The organism is Delftia sp. PX-1, from assembly GCF_055797465.1.
This window is the reverse complement of sequence record NZ_CP184763.1, coordinates 1,516,897-1,532,948: the sequence shown is the minus strand read 5'-3', so window position 1 is coordinate 1,532,948 and position 16,052 is coordinate 1,516,897. Positions and strand designations below refer to the sequence as shown.

The 16,052-nt window shown below is 68.3% G+C and carries 11 protein-coding genes; 7 read left to right on the top strand and 4 right to left on the bottom strand.

Translation table 11 applies throughout. The annotated features are described in order from the left end of the window. Positions 1-194 precede the first annotated feature (194 nt). The gene (locus tag ACN20X_RS07050; protein WP_016448059.1) at positions 195-2,051 is read left to right on the top strand and encodes an ABC transporter ATP-binding protein; all 1,857 of its coding nucleotides are present in this window, start codon (positions 195-197) and stop codon (positions 2,049-2,051) included. Here the strand turns inward: ACN20X_RS07050 and ACN20X_RS07045 are convergent. Then, a complete protein-coding gene (locus ACN20X_RS07045; protein WP_016453116.1) occupies positions 2,048-2,794 on the bottom strand; it encodes a GntR family transcriptional regulator in 747 nt (248 codons plus the stop codon). The genes ACN20X_RS07050 and ACN20X_RS07045 overlap by 4 nt on opposite strands. A 97-nt stretch (positions 2,795-2,891) precedes the next feature. Between ACN20X_RS07045 and pcaB the strand changes: the two genes are divergently transcribed. The 3 genes from pcaB to ACN20X_RS07030 are packed head-to-tail and all read left to right on the top strand — an operon-like array spanning position 2,892 to position 6,749. Beyond that, positions 2,892-4,274 (top strand): 3-carboxy-cis,cis-muconate cycloisomerase, encoded by a 1,383-nt coding sequence (gene pcaB / locus ACN20X_RS07040; RefSeq protein ID WP_016453115.1) that lies wholly within the window; start codon positions 2,892-2,894, stop codon positions 4,272-4,274. 44 nt (positions 4,275-4,318) lie between these two features. Further along, the gene (locus tag ACN20X_RS07035) at positions 4,319-5,311 is read left to right on the top strand and encodes a tripartite tricarboxylate transporter substrate-binding protein (RefSeq protein WP_012203368.1); all 993 of its coding nucleotides are present in this window, start codon (positions 4,319-4,321) and stop codon (positions 5,309-5,311) included. A 4-nt stretch (positions 5,312-5,315) separates the two neighbouring features. Then, the gene (locus tag ACN20X_RS07030) at positions 5,316-6,749 is read left to right on the top strand and encodes a class II fumarate hydratase (protein ID WP_016453114.1); all 1,434 of its coding nucleotides are present in this window, start codon (positions 5,316-5,318) and stop codon (positions 6,747-6,749) included. A gap of 5 nt (positions 6,750-6,754) precedes the next feature. Here ACN20X_RS07030 and ACN20X_RS07025 read toward each other — a convergent pair whose 3' ends face one another. After that, the gene (locus ACN20X_RS07025) at positions 6,755-7,711 is read right to left on the bottom strand and encodes a tripartite tricarboxylate transporter substrate binding protein (RefSeq protein WP_016448063.1); all 957 of its coding nucleotides are present in this window, start codon (positions 7,709-7,711) and stop codon (positions 6,755-6,757) included. A gap of 1,063 nt (positions 7,712-8,774) precedes the next feature. Then, positions 8,775-10,763 carry a gamma-glutamyltransferase gene (gene ggt, locus ACN20X_RS07020; protein ID WP_047326154.1) on the bottom strand — a complete coding sequence of 663 codons (1,989 nt, stop codon included), beginning with the start codon at positions 10,761-10,763 and terminating at the stop codon, positions 8,775-8,777. 325 nt (positions 10,764-11,088) lie between these two features. On the opposite strand from ggt, the gene ACN20X_RS07015 reads away from it, so the two are divergent. Continuing rightward, positions 11,089-12,873: an NAD(P)/FAD-dependent oxidoreductase gene (locus ACN20X_RS07015; protein ID WP_016454771.1), complete on the top strand. Its 1,785-nt coding sequence runs from the start codon at positions 11,089-11,091 to the stop codon at positions 12,871-12,873. Next, complete coding sequence (locus ACN20X_RS07010) at positions 12,870-13,439, top strand: VUT family protein (protein ID WP_016454772.1); 570 nt, start codon at positions 12,870-12,872, stop codon at positions 13,437-13,439. The genes ACN20X_RS07015 and ACN20X_RS07010 overlap by 4 nt, the downstream gene beginning before the upstream one ends. A gap of 88 nt (positions 13,440-13,527) precedes the next feature. Here the strand turns inward: ACN20X_RS07010 and ACN20X_RS07005 are convergent, their stop codons facing one another. Next, a complete protein-coding gene (locus ACN20X_RS07005; protein WP_473210396.1) occupies positions 13,528-14,904 on the bottom strand; it encodes an amidohydrolase in 1,377 nt (458 codons plus the stop codon). Between the two features lie 96 nt (positions 14,905-15,000). On the opposite strand from ACN20X_RS07005, the gene ACN20X_RS07000 reads away from it, so the two are divergent. Then, on the top strand, positions 15,001-16,020 hold the full coding sequence (locus ACN20X_RS07000) for a GlxA family transcriptional regulator (RefSeq protein ID WP_016454774.1): 1,020 nt from the start codon (positions 15,001-15,003) through the stop codon (positions 16,018-16,020). Positions 16,021-16,052 lie beyond the last annotated feature (32 nt).

Below are 16,052 nucleotides of genomic sequence, written 5' to 3'. Positions count from 1 at the left end.
GACAATCCGTACCGGCGCCGCGACCGCATCCCGGACCGCCGCCTGTGTGCAGCGCAGACGTGACGCCCAGCCCGGCGTAAGACAGTTGTGTGGAGATCTCTTACAAAACATGTTGCGCCCAAAGGTCATGCTGAACGCGCATCGGGCAAACCCGACTCTGGCCTACGATGGTCTGACCAAGGAGTAAAAAAATCTTGTTCGGTTTCTTTGAAAAACGCGTCCCGCCCTATCCCAGCGTCGAGCCCACGGTCCCGCCCAAGGGCTTTTTCGCCTTCATCTGGGCCTGCACGCAAGGCATGCGCGGCTGGATCGCGCTGCTGACCTGCACCTCGGCGCTGCTGGCCGTCTACGAGGCGGCGCTGTTCGCCCTGATGGGCCATGTGGTGGACTGGCTTTCCACCGTGTCGCCGGCAGGCTTCTGGGAGCAGCAGCGCGGCACGGTCTGGGGCATTGCCGCCATCCTCTTGTCCAGCGTGCTGCTGCTGGCCTTTCACACGGCAGTGATGCACCAGGTGCTGGCCATCAATTTCCCCATGCGCCTGCGCTGGGTGTTCCACCGGCTGATGCTGGGCCAGAGCATGTCGTTCTATGCGGACGAGTTCGCGGGCCGCATCACCACCAAGATCATGCAGACGGCGCTGTCGGTGCGCGAAGTGGTGTTCATGGTGGTCGATGTGCTGGTGGGCGTGAGCGTCTACATGATCGGCATCCTGGTGCTGGCGGCCAGCTTCGAGTGGCGGCTGATGATTCCGTTCGCGCTGTGGCTGCTGGCCTATATCGGCGCCTGCTTCTACTTTGTTCCGCGCCTGGGCAAGATCGGCAAGGAGCAGGCCGATGCGCGCTCCATGATGACGGGCCGCGTGACCGATGCCTATACCAACATCGCCACCGTCAAGCTGTTCGCCCACACGCGCCGCGAGGCCGAGTACGCGCGCAACGCCATGGACGCCTTCAAGTCCACCGGCTATGCGCAGATGCGGCTGGTCAGCCTGTTCGAGATCACCAACCACCTGATGATCACCCTGCTGCTGGTGGGCTCCACGGGCACGGCGCTGTACCTGTGGTCTGCCGGCCAGGCCAGCGCGGGCGTGGTGGCAGCGGTGATTGCCATGGCGCTGCGGCTGATGGGCTATTCGCACTGGGTGATGTGGCAGATGACGGGCCTGTTCGAGAACGTGGGCACCATCCAGGACGGCATCCTCACGCTGACCAAGCCGCGCACCATCGTGGACGCGCCCGACGCCAGGCCGCTGCAGGTCACGCACGGCGCCATCGCCTTCGAGGACCTGAGCTTTGCCTACAAGGACGGCGGCAAGCAGGTGATCGACCACCTGAACCTGCACATTCGCGCGGGCGAGCGCATCGGCCTGATCGGCCGCTCGGGCGCGGGCAAGTCCACGCTGGTGAACCTGCTGCTGCGCTTCCATGAACCCCAGGGCGGGCGCATCACCATCGACGGGCAGGACATCCGCACCGTCACGCAGGACAGCCTGCGCGGCGCCGTGGGCATGGTGACGCAGGACACCTCGCTGCTGCACCGCTCCATGCGCGACAACATCCTCTACGGCCGCCCCGATGCGACCGAGCAGGAGATGCTGGCCGCCGCGGACAAGGCCGAGGCCTCGGACTTCATCGCCACGCTGACCGATCTCAAGGGCCGCAGCGGCTACGATGCCCAGGTGGGCGAGCGCGGCGTCAAGCTGTCGGGTGGCCAGCGCCAGCGCGTGGCGATTGCGCGCGTGATGCTCAAGGACGCGCCCATCCTGCTGCTGGACGAGGCCACCAGCGCGCTGGACAGCGAGGTCGAGGCCGCCATCCAGCAAAGCCTGGACAGCCTCATGCACGGCAAGACCGTGATCGCCATCGCCCACCGCCTGTCGACCATCGCGGCCATGGACCGGCTCATCGTCATGGACCAGGGCCAGATCGTCGAGCAGGGCACGCACCAGCAACTGCTGGAGCTGGGCGGCATCTACGCCAAGCTGTGGTCGCACCAGAGCGGCGGCTTCCTCGCAGAGCAGGGCTCGGAAGCTGCCAACGCCAACGGCTAGACGCTCGCCAGATCCCGGTCCAGCTGCGTATGCAATGTGTAGCGGCTGGCCGGGTGCAAGGTCACACTGAGGTCCATCAACTCCCCATCGGTATCCAGGTAGCGGCGCACGATCTTCAGCGCCGCTGACCCGGCCGGGGCCTGCAATTCCTCCGACAGCGCCTCGGGAATGAGCGCCCCCACCACGGCCTGCCGCACCCGCGCGATGCGCAGGCCGTACTGCTGCTCCAGCAGACTGCTGACCAGCAACTCGGGCGCGGCGCGCACGCGCTCGGCCAGTTCCTGCGTGTCAAAGCGCTGCGCATCCACATAGACCACGGTCCAGGCAATGGGCAGGTGCGGCGCTGCGCCGTCGCGGCGCAGGCTGCAGATGGCCAGCCAGCGGCTGCCGGCCGGGCAGTCCAGCTCGGCGGCCAGGTCCTGGTCCAGCACCACCTCCTCGATGCGCCGCACTTCGCGCACATGGGTGGCGCCGAACTGCACCAAGTCCTCCAGCGAGGTCAGCGCCTGGCGGTAGTGCGCATGGGGCTGCACCGCCTCCACGCGCGTGCCGACCTTCTTGCGCCGCGAGACCAGCCCCGACTGCTGCAGCTCGGCAATCGCCGCGCGCACAGTGTGGCGGCTCACGCCATAGCGGTCGCACAGCTCCAGCTCGGTAGGCAGCAGGGCGCCCACGGCGTATTCGCCCGAGGCAATGCGCTCGGACAGGTCGCGCGCCACCTGGGCATAGCGTGTCTCAGCCATGGGCGCAGGCCTTCCCCCCAGGCAAACCCGGATGTTCGTAATGTACGTACATAAATAAAAATATCGATATGTCCGAACTTAATCGCAATTACGCACCATGACCCTTCCGTCCTTCACCGCCAGCACCGCCATCGATTCGCTGCTGTTCCGCGACGCCTTCGGCACCCCCGCCATGCGCGCCATCTTCGCCGACAGCGCGCTGGTGTCGCGCTACATAGAGGTCGAGGTCGCGCTGGCACGCGCCCAGGGCCGCTGCGGCGTGATTCCGGCCGAGGCCGCACACGAGATCGCGCAGCGCTGCAGCCTCGAAGCGCTGGACTTCGAGCTGCTGCGCAAGGAAACCGACATTGTCGGCTACCCCATCCTGCCGCTGGTGCACCAGCTGGTGAAACAGTGCGGCGACGCAGGCCGCTACATCCACTGGGGCGCCACCACCCAGGACATCATGGACACCGCCACCGTGCTGCAGGTGCGCGATGCGCTGGACCTGGTCGATGCCGACATCGCCGCGCTGCGCACCATCCTGGCCGACCTGGCAGAACGCCACCGCGACACGCCCATGGCCGGCCGCACGCACCTGCAGCACGCCCTGCCCATCACCTTCGGCTACAAGGCCGCCATCTGGCTGGCCATGTTCGACCGCCATGCCCAGCGCCTGCAGGAACTGCGCCCGCGCGTGCTGGTGGGCCAGTTCGCGGGGGCGGCAGGCACGCTGGCCTCGCTGAGCGGCCGGGGCCTGGAAGTGCAGCAATTGCTGATGGAAGAACTGGGCCTGGGCGTGCCCGCCACCACCTGGCATGTGGCGCGCGACGGCCTGGCCGAGGCCGTGAATTTCCTGGCCCTGGTCACCGGCTCGCTGGGCAAGATCGCCTACGACGTGATGCTGCTGTCCTCCACCGAGTTCGGCGAGGTGTTCGAGCCCTTCGTCACGGGGCGCGGCGCCAGCAGCACCATGCCGCAAAAGCGCAACGCCATCTCCAGCGAGCTGATGCTGGCCGCCTCCAAGGCCGTGCGCCAGCATGCGGGCCTGATGCTGGACGCCATGGTCCAGGACCTGGAGCGCGCCACCGGCCCCTGGCACGCCGAATGGGTGGCCCTGCCCGAGAGCTTCGTGCTCTCGGCCGGCGCCCTGCACCAGGCGCGCTTCATGCTCGGCGGCCTCATCGTCGATCCCGAACGCATGGCCCGCAACCTGGACATGACCGACGGTCTGATCGTGGCCGAGGCCGTGATGATGGGCCTGGCCCCGCACACGGGCCGCCAGCAGGCGCACGACATCGTCTATGCCGCCTGCCGCAGCGTCAACGCCGAGGGCGGCACGCTGGCCGATGCGCTGGCCCGCCTGCCCGAAGTCACGGCCCATTTCGACCGCGCGGCGCTGCAGCGCCTCACCGACCCGCGCAGCTACCTGGGCGAGGCCCCGCAGATGGTGGACCGCGCCCTTGCGCTGTCGCGCGCCCATACAGCCAGCGGCCGCTGACATCCCGGCCCAGGACAGAACACAGCACTACAGGAGACAACACCATGCCTTTCCATCTTCCCCGCCTGCCACGCCTAGCCCTTGCCCTGGCCGCCACCACCTTCGCCCTGGCCGCGCACGCCCAGGGCGGCTACCCCGCCAAGCCGCTGACCTGGATCGTGCCCTTCGCGGCCGGCGGCCCCACGGACGCCATGGCGCGCGACATCGCCCAGCGCACCAGCACCCAGCTGGGCCAGCAGATCATCATCGAGAACGTTCCGGGTGCGGGCGGCACCATCGGCGCGGCCAAGGCGGCGCGCTCGGCGCCCGACGGCTACAGCTTCCTGGTCGGCCACATGGGCTACATGGGCGCGGCGCCGTCGCTGTACAAGAAGCTGGCCTATGACCCGGTCAAGGACTTCGAGGCGGTGTTCCGCTTCCCCGACACGCCGCTGGTGCTTCTGGTGGGCAAGAACTCCCCGTACAAGACGGCCGAGGAGCTGGTGGCCTTCGGCAAGCAGAACCCGGGCCGGCTGAACTTCGGCAACGCGGGCGTGGGATCGACCTCGCACCTGGTGGCAGCGCTGTTCGCCAGCCGCGCGCAGATGGAGATCACCCAGGTGGCCTACAAGGGCGCGGCACCGGCCATGACCGATGTGATCTCGGGCCAGGTCGATGCCATGTTCGACCAGACCAACACCGCCCTGCCCCAGCTGGCCGGCGAGCGCATCCGCGCCATCGCCCTCACCTCGGACAAGCCCATGCCCCAGTTCCCGGGCGCCGCCGCGCTGGGCCAGAAGCTGCTGCCGGGCTTCGAGACCGCCACCTGGTACGGCATCTACGCGCCCAAGGGCACGCCGCGCGACGTGGTGCAAAAGGTCTACCAGGCCTATACCAAGGCCCTGGCCGACAAGGCCTGGACCGACAGGATGGCCGCCCAGGGCATACGCCTGCTGCCCGCAGATCAATACGCGCCCGAAGCCCTGGCCCGCCACACGGCCGCCGAGGTGGAGCGCTGGCGCAAGGTGGCAGCCGACGCGAAGATCTCGCTGGACTGAGCCCATGGACCAGACACGCACCCAGGCCCAGGCACAGACCCAGGCTCATACCCGCATCGAGCACGATGCCTTCGGCCCCGTCCACATCCCTGCCGACCGCCTCTGGGGCGCGCAGACCCAGCGCGCGCTGGAGCTGTTCACCATTGGCGAGGAGCGCTTTCCGCAGGGCCTGTACCGCGCATTCGGGCTGCAGAAGCTGGCGGCAGCGCGCGCCAACCGGCGCCTGGGCGTGCTGGACGACGAGCGCGGCGCGGCCATCGAGGCCGCAGCCGCCGAACTGCGCGACGGCCTGCTGGACGCGCATTTCCCGCTGACCATCTGGCAGACGGGCTCGGGCACGCAGACCAACATGAATGCCAACGAGGTCATCGCCAACCGCGCCAACCAGATGCTGGGCCAGCCCCCGGGCACGCGCAGCCCGGTCCACCCCAACGACCATGCCAATGCCTCGCAGTCGTCCAACGACAGCTTTCCCACGGTGATGCACCTGGCCACGGCGCTGGAGCTGCGCGACCACCTGCTGCCCGCCCTGGAACAGCTGCAGCAGCGCCTGCAGGAACGCGCCCTGGCCTTTGCCGGCGTGCTCAAGGTGGCGCGCACGCACCTGATGGACGCCGTGCCCATGACGCTGGGCCAGAGCTTCGAGACATTCGCCCACCAGGTGGGCCACGGCATGGACCGGCTGCGGGACACCCAGCCCCGGCTGTGGAGCCTGGCCCAGGGCGGCACGGCGGCCGGCACGGGGCTCAACGCGCCGGCCGGATTCGACCGGATCTTCTGCGAGGAGATACAGGCGCTCACGGGCCTGGCGGTCACGCCCAATCCCTGCAAGTTCGAAGGCATGGCCGCGCACGATGCGCTCATCGAGGTCTCGGGCGCACTCAATGTGGTGGCCGGTTCGCTGGCCAAGATGGCCAACGACATCCGCCTGCTGGGTTCAGGCCCGCGCTGCGGCCTGGGGGAGCTGGTGTTTCCCGACGATGGGCTGAGCTCCTCCATCATGCCGGGCAAGCGCAACCCGACCGTGGCCGAGGTCGTGGTGCAGGCCGCCTACCAGGCCATGGGCCACCACCTCACCGTCACGCTGGCGGGCTCGGCCGGGCACTTCGAGCTCAACGTGGCCAAGCCCGTGCTGATCCACCACCTGCTGCGCGCCATGCGCGCGCTGGGCGACGCCATCCGCGTGTTTGCCGAGAAACTGGTGGCCGGCCTGCAGGCACATACGGAGCGGCTGGAGCAGCAGGTCAGCCACTCGCTGCTGCAGGCCACCGCGCTCAACCCGGTACTGGGCTATGACGCCGTGGCACGCATCACGCGCGAGGCCATGGCGCGCGGCATTGCGCCGCGCGAGGCAGCCGTGGAGCTGGGGCTGATCACGGCGGCCGAGTACGACCGGCTGGTGGACCTGCGGGCCATGGCCGGGCTGCCGCCCGCGTAGCGGCCTCAATCCTCCAGGCCTATGTTCTGCACGATCTTCTTCTCGTCCTCGAACGCCTTCCTGGCGAACGCCGTGTACTCCTGGCTGCCGCGGAACTGCGTGCGCACGCCGTAGTTGCCGACGACCTGGCGGAAGGCCGGGTCGTCCATGGCGGCCTTGATGGCGGCTTCGAGCTTGCGCACGATCTCGGGCGGCAGGCCGCGCGGCCCGGCAATGCCCAAGGGCGAGGGCACATCGAAGGCATAACCGGCCTCGCGGAACGTGGGCACGTTGGCAAAGGCCTCGGGCCGCACCTCGGAGGCCGAGGCCAGGGCGCGCAGCTTGCCCGAGCTCAGGTACGGCAGCACCGTGTTGGCGTACACGCCGGACTTGATGTGGCCGGCCATCAGCGAGTTCAGCGCCTCGGCATCGCCCTTGAAGGGCGCATGCGTGAAGCGTGCGCCCGTGGCCTGCTCCAGCAGCGCCATCACCACGTGGTTGGCCGTGAACTTGCCCGGCGTGCCGTAGTCCACGGCGCCCGGATTCTTCTTGGCGAACTCGACCAGGTCCTGCACCGTCTTGAACGGCGAGTCCTGGGGCACGGCCAGCACGAAGTCATAGGTCATGTAGGTGGCGATGTAGCTGAGATCGCGCACCGGGTCGTACTGCACCTTCTGGATGTGCGGCTGGCGGAAGATGCTCACGGGCGCCAGCGTCAGGCGGTAGCCGTCCGGCTTGGCCGATCGCATGTCCATCACGCCCATGGACGCGCCCGCGCCGGGCTTGTTCTCGATCACCACGGTCTGCCCCAGCTGCTTGCCCATGCCCTGGGCCAGCGCACGCGCCACCACATCGGTCACGCCGCCCGCGCCGTAGGGCACGACCAGGCTGATGGGGCGGCTGGGATAGCTGTCCTGCGCCCATGCTGCGCCCGTCATCAGGACCGATGCGCACATCCATGCGCCAAACACTCGTCTTTGCATTTCCATCTTCCTCAGAGGCTCACGACCATCGAACTTGCTGCTGTTCAATTTAGATGGATGCATGCCAACCATGGATTCGGGCAAGCCCGTAGCGTTGGGGCGTCTGGGGAAAACGCGCAGCGTGGGTGCGGGACTGATGGCTCTATAGCAGGGGGTGGCGTGGTTGCTTGGTTTGCGGGTGGTGGTGGGGTGTTTTTTTGCGCATTGGGGTGGGTGGGGCATGTCTTTGAGGCGACAGTCATGGGGCGTGTGCCCTCAGAGTGACTGCCATTCAGGGATGCTTTTTTGTCCCTGCCGGGTGGTTGTTTTTCGAGGCCGGGTTTCGGCCCGGCGGCCGACCTACTTTCTTATCGCGCGATAAGAAAGTAGGCAAAGAAACGCGCCCAAATGCCCGCGACCCCTGCGCTTCGCTCCGGGGCAACCTGCGTCGTGGCGGTTGCGGGGTTCGCCGTGAAACTCTCTTCGCGCTGCGCGCTACGTTCAAACATCACGGCGAGTCAGATCACGAAGCAGTCCTGTCCTTCGGCAGGACTGCAACCCCGCAACCGCCACGCCGCAGACGCTGACATACGGGAGGTGGTGCGGGCCTTCGCTTCGCTCGGCCCCGGTTTGAAGCCGAGCGGAGCGATGGCGCCGGCTGTTGGCTGTTGGCTGTTGGCTGTTGGCTGTTCCCCAGCCTCCCCCTTCTGCCCACGCCTGCGTTGGGCGGGATGCGGGGTGGCAGCCCTGCCGAAGGACAGGGCTGCTTCGTTGTCTAGCTTGCCGCAGTTGTTTGAACGGATTGCGCCGCAGGCGCAAGGAGTGAGTTCTGCGGCACACCCCGCATCCCGCCCAACGCAGGTCGCCCGCAGCGAAGCGAAGGGTCGTGGGCAGTTCGGGGCGCGCTTCTTTGCCCCGCTTTCTTGTCGCGCGACAAGAAAGCGGGTCGGCCGCCGGGCCGAACCCCGGCCTCGAAAAACAACCACCCGGCAGGGTCAAAAAAAGACCCACCAGCAAACCAGCAAAAAAGGCGCCACCAGCATCCCGCCAGCAGCGCCTTCCTCAGTCAATCATCAGACCGAAATCAGCGAACGGTATCGCCCAGAACAAGCCCTTCACGGCGTGGATCAGCCCCACCTTCCAGCTGCGCCTGCCCATTGCGCTGCACCCGCAAGATGGTGCCAATACCGCTGGACTGCGCACTGATGGACACCACATGGCCCAGGGCACGCAGGCCGCTGACCAGCGGATCGTCGTTGCCGCCATTGGCCGTGTTGATGTTGGGGTGCTCGCCGCCCACGTTGGTGGTCGGGCTGTTGGCCGCGCCGAAGTCCACCATCGACGTGGCCTGCTGCGCATCCAGACCCCAGTCCAGCGCGCCGACCAGGGTCTTGGTCACGTACTGGATGATGGTGCTGCCGCCCGGCGAGCCCGTGGCCATCTTGAAGTCGCCGGCGGTGCCGTCGGTCTTCAGGTCGAACACCAGCGTGGGCGCCATGGAGCTGCGCGGGCGCTTGCCCGGCTGCACGCGGTTGGCGACCGGGCCGTCGGCGGTGCTGGGGATGGCCGCGAAGTCGGTCAGCTGGTTGTTGAGCACGAAGCCGCGCGTGACGTGAAAGGACCCCATGCTGGACTCCACCGTGGTCGTCATGCTCAGCGCGTTGCCCTTGGCATCGACGATGCTCATGTGCGTGGTGCCGGCCTCCTTGACATCGACCACGCCCTGCGAAGGCGTACCGAAGTTGCCTGCCTGGGCCGTGCCCATGCTCTTGGTCGTGGAGATGAGGGCGGCGCGCTGGCGCAGGTAGCTCTTGTCCAGCATCAGGGCCGGCGAGCCGCCGGGCAGGGACACGAAGTCGGTGTCGGCCACGTACTTGTCACGGTCGGCATAGGCCAGGCGCAGGGCTTCGCTGACCAGGTGCACGCCCATCACCGAGGGCTTGCCGCCCTCGCCATCGATGGCCGTGGGCGCATAGGCCTTGAGGTCGAAATTCTCCAGAATGCCCATGGCCTGTGCCACGGCGATGCCGCCGGACGACGGCGGCGGCATGCTGCAGACCATGTAGCGCGCGCGGTAGGTGGTGCAGACGGCCTCGCGGCGCTTGGCCTCGTAGCTGGCCAGATCCTGCAGCGTGGTCTTGCCGGGGGTGATGGGCGCACCGTCCGAGACGGTCTGCGTCACGCCCACCTTGCTGACGATGGCCTGGGCCAGGTCGCCACGGTAGAAGGCATCGGCACCGCCCGTGGCGATGCTGCGCAGCGTGTCGGCATAGGGCTGGTTGACGAACTTGGCGCCCAGCGCCAGCGGCTTGCCCTGGGCATCGAAGTACAGCTTGGCGGCATCGGCATCGCGCGCCAGCTCCGTCTTGGAGCCCTCCAGCGCGGCGGCCATGCGGCCGCTGATGGGAAAGCCCTTGCTGGCCAGGTCGATGCCCGAATTGAACAGCTGGGGCCACGCGGTCTTGCCGTAGTCCTTGTGCGCGAGTTCCAGCATGCGCACCACGCCCGGCGTGCCGATGGAGCGGCCGCTGGAGCGCGCCGAAGGCTTGGGCGCGGTCTGGTCGGTGGCATCGTCCACGTAGCGCAGGTAGTTTTCCGTGGCGGCAGCCGGCGCAGTCTCGCGGCCGTCATAGGCCACGACCTTGCCCGTGGCCGCATCGCGGTAGAGCATGAAGGCGCCACCGCCGATGCCGCTGGACTGCGGCTCCACCAGGCCCAGCACCATCTGCACGGCCACGGCCGCATCCACGGCCGAGCCGCCGGACTTGAGCACCTCGCAACCGGCCTTGGACGCCAGCGGGTTGGCCGTGACCACCATGTACTTGGAGGTGTGCAGGGCCTTCTTGCCGAGGCGGTAGCCCGACGAGGGTTCGGGTGCGGCCGGATCACCGGGCAGGCCCGAGCCCACGACCACGCTGCCATCGCCCGAGGTGATGGCGCAGGCCGCCAGGTCGTCCTGGCCCAATCCGCCATTGCCACCACCACCGCACGATGCGAGGAACAGCGGCGTGGCGGCCGCAAGGCCGATCCACTGCCATGCAGGCAGGCGTTGCCTGGAAGGGGGTTGCTTCATGAAATGTCTCCTTGTGGTGCGTGGAATGCGTTGATCTTGTTCACCTGGGGCAGCACCCGCCCGCAGGCTTGCCGCGAGCTTACATCCGTTCCACCACCACTTCGCGCAGATGCAGCCACCCCATCAGAGCGGGACTGAAGGGCCCCGTTCGCGGATGGCCGGCCCTGCATGCAAGGTCCGTGCCCGGATCGGGACGGCACCAGCACCGGAAATATCTGGCGGAAAATCCGAACCCGAGCACACCCCAAGGCTGTGCGGCCCGCAGCCTGTGCGGTCGCCCACTTTGGCTTACCATCGCCGGCCCTCTGCTTGATAGGTACAAGCCATGATCCGCGTCTCTGAACTGAAACTGCCCCTGTCGGCGGTGCAATACCACCCCGACAGCCACACCGAATACCTGCCCCTGGAGCCGCTGCGCGCCCTGGCCGCGCGCCAGCTGGGCATTGCCGAGGAGGCCATTGCCTCCGTGCATGTGCACAAGCGCAGCTTCGATGCGCGCAAGTCCGAGCTGCTGGCCGTCTACATCGTCGACCTGACGCTGGCCGACGAGAGCCAGGAAGCCGCGCTGCTGGAACAGTTCTCCAGCCATGCCCATGTGAACCCCACGCCCGACATGCGCTGGCATGCCGTGGGCCAGGCGCCTGCCGACCTGCAGCGCCGGCCCGTGGTGGTGGGCTTCGGGCCCTGCGGCATCTTTGCGGCCCTGGTGCTGGCGCAGATGGGCTTCAGGCCCATCGTCATCGAGCGCGGCCGCTCGGTGCGCGAGCGCACCCAGGACACCTGGGGCCTGTGGCGCAAGCGCGAGCTGGTGCCCGAGTCCAATGTGCAGTTCGGCGAAGGCGGCGCAGGCACCTTCTCCGACGGCAAGCTCTACAGCCAGATCAAGGACCCGCGCCACCTGGGCCGCAAGGTGATGCAGGAGTTCGTCACCCACGGCGCGCCGCCCGAGATCCTCTATGCCGCGCATCCGCACATCGGCACCTTCAAGCTGGTGAAGGTGGTCGAGGGAATACGCGAGGAGATCATCCGCCTGGGCGGCGAGATCCGCTTCGGCCAGCGCGTGTGTGACATGCGCATCGAGGGCGAGGGCAAGGACCGCCGTCTCACCGCCCTGGAAGTGCTGGACCAGGACAGCGGCGAGCGCCAGTGGCTGGAGACCGACCATGCCGTGATGGCCCTGGGCCACAGCTCGCGCGACACCTTCGCCATGTTCTACGAGCGCGGCGTGCACATGGAAGCCAAGCCGTTCTCGGTGGGCTTTCGCATCGAGCATCCGCAAAGCGTGATCGACCGCGCGCGCTGGGGCAGGCATGCCGGCCACCCGCTGCTGGGCGCGGCCGACTACAAGCTGGTGCACCACGCCAGCAACGGGCGCGCGGTCTACAGCTTTTGCATGTGCCCGGGCGGCACCGTGGTGGCTGCCACCAGCGAGCCCGAGCGCGTGGTCACCAACGGCATGAGCCAGTACTCGCGCGCCGAGCGCAATGCCAACGCCGGCATGGTCTGCGCCATCGACCCCTCCGACTACCCGCGCGATGCCAAAAGCTTTGCCTGGGCCTTCGACGGCAAGACCCATGGCGTGGAAAACCTCAAGGACGGCGAGCTGCACCCGCTGTCGGGCATCGTGCTGCAGCGCCAGCTGGAGACCAAGGCCTACCTGCTGGGCGGGCGCAACTACAACGCGCCGGGCCAGCTGGTGGGCGACTTCATCGCGGGCAAGGAATCGGCCGCGCTGGGCGAGGTCGAGCCCTCCTACAAGCCCGGCATCACGCTGACCAACCTGCACCACGTGCTGCCCGCCTATGCCATCGAGGCCATGCGCGAGGCGCTGCCCGCCTTCGGCAAGAAGATCCGCGGCTACGACATGCACGATGCCGTGCTCACCGGCGTGGAAACGCGCACCTCCTCGCCCGTGAAGATCGAGCGCGGCGCGGACTTCCACAGCCTGAACACGCGCGGCCTGTACCCGGCCGGCGAAGGCGCCAGCTACGCGGGCGGCATCCTGTCGGCCGGCGTGGATGGCGTCAAGGTGGGCGAGGCCGTGGCCTGCGCCATCCTCGGGCTGCCCCTGCCCTCGTCGGGTGCACGCGGCTCCGGTGGCGCAGCATGACACCGCGCCCGCCCCGTTTCGCCGCCCCCTCGCGCACCCAGCTGCTGGCCGCCATTGCGGCCATGGGCGTGGTGGTGCTGTCGTCCAACATCCTGGTGCAGTACGCCATCAACGACTGGCTGACCTGGGGCGCCATCACCTATCCGTTCGCCTTCCTGGTGAGCGAGCTGGTCAACCGCAGCTTCGGCCCGCAGCAGGCCCGGCGCGTGGCCTGGGTGGGCTTTGCCGTGGCCGTGGCCGCCTCGCTGGTGCTGGCGCCGCCGCGCATCGCGCTGGCCTCGGGCGCGGCCTTCATTGCCTCGCAATGGCTGGACATCGGCGTGTTCCACCGCCTGCGTGCAGGCCGCTGGTGGCGTGCCCCCCTGGTGGCCACGCTGCTGGCCGCCTGCCTGGACACCTTCCTGTTCTGGAGCATCGCCTTCGCAGGCGCGGCCGAGCCCTGGGTGACCTGGGCCCTGGGCGACCTGGGCGTGAAGCTGGTGCTGGGCGTGGCGCTGCTGCTGCCGTTCCGCCTTGCCATCGCCCGGTGGTGGAAAGGCCCATCGGCAATCGCCAGCGCCAAATAAAGCCGACGCGGTTCGCACGGACTCGATCTCAAGCCAGGGGCACCGTGCAACGGCAAGCGGCTTCCGCCGCTCAGGGCGAGTCGAATAACTATGGGTTGCGCTGCAGATAGTCCACGGCCAGCGCGGCCAGTGAGCGCGCACCCGTGGGCAGTTGCTTCTCGTCGATGTCGAACAGCGGCGAGTGGTTGGACGGTGCCTTGGCAAAGTCCTGGCCGGCCGGCGGCGCGCCCAGGAAGTAGAAGAAGCCCGGCACCACCTTCTGGAACTCCGAGAAATCCTCGGAGCCGCTGACCTTGGGAATCACCATGGCCTTGCCGCCCATGGCCAGCTTGAGCGCGGGCAGAGAGGCCTCGGTCAGTGCGGCGGGGTTGGTGGTCACCGGATAGGCCACGGGACCGAAACGCACCTTGGCCTTGGCGCCGCTGGATGCCGCGATCTGCTCGGCCGTGGCGGTGATGCGCTTGTGTGCCTCCTGGCGCATGTCCTCGTCGAAGGTGCGCAGCGTGCCCTGCATCTCCACGTTGTCCGGGATGATGTTGTAGCGCGTGCCGCCCTGGATGGAGCCGATCGTCAGCACGGCCGGCTCCAGGCTGATGTTGAGCTGGCGGCTGACCACGGTCTGCAGGCCCAGCACCACCTGGCTGGCCGCGACGATGGGATCGACCGCATTCCACGGCGACGAGCCATGGCCGCCCCGGCCCTCGACCTGGATGTTCAGGCTGTCCGAACCAGCCATCAGCGGCCCGCTGCGGTAGCCCACCATGCCCGACGGCAGGTTGGACGTGATGTGCAGGCCGTAGATGGCCTGCACGTCCTTGAGCACGCCGGCCTCCACCATGGCCTTGGCGCCGAAGCTGGGCACATGGCCGTGGGCATCGGCCTCCACGGGAGCGCCTTCCTCGGCGGGCTGGAAGATGAACTTCACCGTGCCGGGCAGCTTGGCGCGCATGCCGGCCAGCGCCTCGGCCGCGCCCATGAGCATAGCCACGTGGGCATCGTGCCCGCAGGCATGCATGACCGAAACCTCCTTGCCCATGTACTGGGCCTTGGCCTTGGAGGCAAAGGACAGGCCGGTCTTCTCGGCCACGGGCAGCGCATCCATGTCGGCACGCAGCGCCACGGTCTTGCCCGGCTGGCCGCCGCGCAGCACGCCCACCACGCCCGTGCCGCCCACGCCGGTCTGCACCTCCATGCCCAGGCGGCGCAGGTGATCGGCCACCACCTTGGCCGTGCGTTCTTCCTGGCCCGACAGTTCGGGGTGCTGGTGGATGTCGCGGCGCCATTCCACCATCTTGGGCGCCAGCGGCTGGATGGCGGCATCCAGGGCCGCCAGGCCCTGTGCATCGAGCCCCTGGGCGCTGGCCGCCAGTGGCAGGCCGCAGGCCAGCAGCCCGGCCAGGGCGATGGAGCGCAGGCCTGTGCGCGGGAAGGAGGAAGGCTTTGTCTCGTCGCTGGTGTGGAGCATCTTCGTGGTCCTGGAAAGTGGCACAAGCAGCCATGCTAAAAGTGAAGCACGTATGACGGACACGTCAAAATCGCCATTCGAGGAGCCAGAACCGCCATGCCCCGGACCTTTGTCATCGAGCTGCCCTGCCTGGAGCACAGCGCCATCGGCCACGCCGCGCACCTGGTGGAGATGCTGCGCAGCGCCAACCTGGTCGCCAGCCTGCGCCTGGGCCGGCGCGCACCGCGCTTTGGCTGGCGCTGGGTCGACGGCCAGGGCCGGCCCCTGCCCACCATGCCGCACGCGGACGAAGGCGCGGCAGCCGAAGGGCCCGCGCAGGCCGTCTTCGTGAGCGCGCTGCACTGCCCTGACATTCCCTCCATCCGCGACATCGTCGCCGCGCATCCGGCCCTCGTGCGCCGCATCACCACGGCCTTCGACCAGGGCCTGGCCGTCTGCACGCTGGGCAGCGCCGCCTGGTTTGCGGCAGCGGGCGGCCGCTGCCAGGGCCGGCTTGTGGCCCTGCCCTGGTATTTCATGGGCGGCTTCGGCCTGGACTTCCCGGGCATCGAACTGGCCGAGGGCCAGCCCTTCGTGGACGACAGGCCCTGGCTCAGCGCCTCCCATCCCGAGGCCTTGGCGCCCATGGCCGTTGCACTCACACGCCATGCCTTCGGCGACGACCTGGCCGCAGCGCTGGCCGCCGTGCTGCAGCCCGATGCCCAGCGCGAACGCGCCACCCGCGCCGCCCTGCAGGACCGCCGCATTCCCGCCACGCGCAACAGTGTGCTGGCCCATGCCATCGCCTGGCTGGAAGCGCGCGTGGAGCAGCCCTATGACCTGCAGGCCCTCGCGCACGCGGCATCCACCAGCCCGCGCACCCTGCTGCGCCACTTCCAGCAGGAACTGGGCCACAGCCCGCTGGACCACCTGCACCGCCTGCGATGCGCGCGGGCCCGGGTGCTGCTGGAGATCACGCTGGAGAGCGTGCCGTCCGTGGCACTGGCCTGCGGGTATGGGGATGCCTCTGCGTTTCGGCGGGTGTTCTTGCGGTATGTGGGGATGGCGCCTGCTGCCTATCGGGAAAGGCATGCGTTGAGGGCGCCGAGGAGGCGGTGGAGGGTGGGGGCTGCCTGATTGTTTTTGCCCCTGCCGGGTCAAAAAACAGA

What these genes read in the sequence shown, in the direction of transcription:
- ACN20X_RS07045 (WP_016453116.1), bottom strand. Translation starts at nt 2,794, where the DNA reads ATGGCTGAGACACGCTATGCCCAGGTGGCGCGCGACCTGTCCGAGCGC.
- ACN20X_RS07000 (WP_016454774.1), top strand. Translation starts at nt 15,001, where the DNA reads ATGCCCCGGACCTTTGTCATCGAGCTGCCCTGCCTGGAGCACAGCGCC.
- ACN20X_RS07010 (WP_016454772.1), top strand. Translation starts at nt 12,870, where the DNA reads ATGACACCGCGCCCGCCCCGTTTCGCCGCCCCCTCGCGCACCCAGCTG.
- ACN20X_RS07015 (WP_016454771.1), top strand. Translation starts at nt 11,089, where the DNA reads ATGATCCGCGTCTCTGAACTGAAACTGCCCCTGTCGGCGGTGCAATAC.
- ACN20X_RS07025 (WP_016448063.1), bottom strand. Translation starts at nt 7,711, where the DNA reads ATGCAAAGACGAGTGTTTGGCGCATGGATGTGCGCATCGGTCCTGATG.
- ACN20X_RS07005 (WP_473210396.1), bottom strand. Translation starts at nt 14,904, where the DNA reads ATGCTCCACACCAGCGACGAGACAAAGCCTTCCTCCTTCCCGCGCACA.
- pcaB (WP_016453115.1), top strand. Translation starts at nt 2,892, where the DNA reads ATGACCCTTCCGTCCTTCACCGCCAGCACCGCCATCGATTCGCTGCTG.
- ACN20X_RS07035 (WP_012203368.1), top strand. Translation starts at nt 4,319, where the DNA reads ATGCCTTTCCATCTTCCCCGCCTGCCACGCCTAGCCCTTGCCCTGGCC.
- ggt (WP_047326154.1), bottom strand. Translation starts at nt 10,763, where the DNA reads ATGAAGCAACCCCCTTCCAGGCAACGCCTGCCTGCATGGCAGTGGATC.
- ACN20X_RS07030 (WP_016453114.1), top strand. Translation starts at nt 5,316, where the DNA reads ATGGACCAGACACGCACCCAGGCCCAGGCACAGACCCAGGCTCATACC.